Annotated in this window: 1 protein-coding gene; it reads right to left on the bottom strand. The window is 78.3% G+C overall.

Features of this window, described 5'->3' with window-relative positions; genetic code table 11:
* The coding region (locus GTR00_RS22660; protein WP_166613689.1) for an AAA family ATPase at window positions 1-387 on the bottom strand (387 nt) is incomplete at both ends.

Raw genomic sequence — 387 nt, 5'->3', positions numbered from 1 at the left:
GGGCGGGCGGGTCGGCCAGGACGTCGAGGTCCTCGAAGAGGAACGCGGCGCGCGTCTGGGCGACGAGGTCGAAGACCAGCCGCAGCCGGGCGGTGGCGACCTCGGCGGGCAGCTCGGCGAGGGCGTCGAGGGGGACGGTGTAGACGGGCAGCAGCAGCTCGGCGGCCAGGGCGTGCGCGGTCATGGTCTTGCCGGTGCCGGAGGGGCCGGTGAGCAGCAGCCGGCGCACCGGTTCCAGGCCGTGGGCGCGCAGGGCGTCCTGGCGGCGCTGCTCGGCGAGCACGCGGTGCAGGCGGGCCATGACGTCGCCGCCGAGGGCGACGTCGGCCAGGCGCGCGGCGGGGTGCTGCACGGTCAGGGCGGCGGCGAGCTCGCCGCCGCCCTGAC

The organism is Kineococcus indalonis, from assembly GCF_009906395.1.
GTDB classification, from domain to species: domain Bacteria; phylum Actinomycetota; class Actinomycetes; order Actinomycetales; family Kineococcaceae; genus Kineococcus; species Kineococcus indalonis.
The sequence above is the reverse complement of the archived record's forward strand: the minus strand, read 5'-3'. Positions and strand labels throughout refer to the sequence as shown.